The sequence below is a fragment of the Acinetobacter sp. YH12120 genome (genome assembly GCF_013418795.1).
GTDB lineage: Bacteria > Pseudomonadota > Gammaproteobacteria > Pseudomonadales > Moraxellaceae > Acinetobacter > Acinetobacter towneri.
Genome location: NZ_VPBI01000055.1, coordinates 1 through 1,295, shown reverse-complemented (window position 1 = coordinate 1,295; position 1,295 = coordinate 1). Strand labels below are relative to the sequence as shown.

1 protein-coding gene is annotated in these 1,295 nt (G+C 40.6%); it reads left to right on the top strand.

Features of this window, described 5'->3' with window-relative positions:
- Nucleotides 1-138 precede the first annotated feature (138 nt).
- Entirely contained in the window at nt 139-324 is a 186-nt protein-coding gene (locus tag FTU58_RS13945) for a hypothetical protein (RefSeq protein WP_179995844.1), read from the top strand.
- The last annotated feature ends 971 nt before the right edge of the window (nt 325-1,295 follow it).

Genomic DNA, 1,295 nt, shown 5'->3' with positions numbered 1-1,295 from the left:
CGTAGTGATGCTCCAGAGGGAAATACTCCTAAAGTGCCTTTATAGGTGCTTTAGGGTGAGTATTCCCTTCTATCTGCTCAACTCTCACCATAATGATACTAATCACTAAATCAAAAACTTAAAAAAAAGGTGTTTAAGATGGAACAAGTCATAGAGCTTTTAGGCAAAACAGTAAAATTCGTACATACAGAGAATGGTCATTTCTTTGAAGAACAAGGAAAGGTCACAGAAGTTTTATTGTCTTTAAGTGGTGAAAACAGAATTGCTTTAGATGAACAAGAATTATATTTGTTGTCTGATCTGCTAGAACTTGAGGTGCTTTGAAAGCCTTGCTACACAAGCATTACGTGAGATTTCGTAAATATACCAAGAGAACCATTTTAAGAGAGAGTCGAGGCGGGATAAATCCCTGCCTTCGCCCCTCTCTCTTCTTCTTCCTTACGTGTCGCATTCGCTAATTCTTACCGATATAAAGCAAAAGGGAGCTTGTAATCAGGGAAAAAGGTGTTTTCGTAGCGTATTGCGTCAGTTCGGATGCACTCCGCATCCTCTGAGATACCTGGAGAGATCGCCAGCAGAAAAAGCAAGCCTACCCTGTAGCTACAGGAAACTTGTTAGGGAAACCCCCTAAAACCCCCCTAAACCCGTAAACATGTTGTCATGTGGTCGTAAATAAACAAAAAAAAACCCTAAATTGTGTCAATTTAGGATTGTAAATAGGGGTCTACTTAAATATATTCTAAGCACGGTTATTAATTCTTGCAGGAATCAATAACGAAAGATTATGTGAGCGACAACTCGACATAATAATCAGGATAAAATCCCCGTGCGGTATAAGCGATTATAACGACACAAGATTCAAAATAAATCCCCTTTCGTTGTTAAAGCCTACCAAAATTAGTATTCCGTCCGTTTAAATGGGTGGAAGGATTAGTGACGACAGCATTTAAGCGGTGATTTTTAGCCTGTTACTGGGGGAACTGAACAAAGCAGGCAGCAGCATGAGTAGTCTAAGGGTGATCGTGAGTATATTGGGTGTTATGCCCTTGCGATGATCAAACAAAGCCCACAGGCGGTCTTAAATGCGTTCAGGCGGTGATATAAGCCGTAATTAAGACAGGTGCAGCGTTATACCGTGATGCACTCCGATTGAAGCGACGCTCGGCTCCGTAGTGATGCTCCAGAGGGAAATACTCCTAAAGTGCCTTTATAGGTGCTTTAGGGTGAGTATTCCCTTCTATCTGCTCAACTCTCACCATAATGATACTAATCACTAAATCAAAAACTTAAAAAAA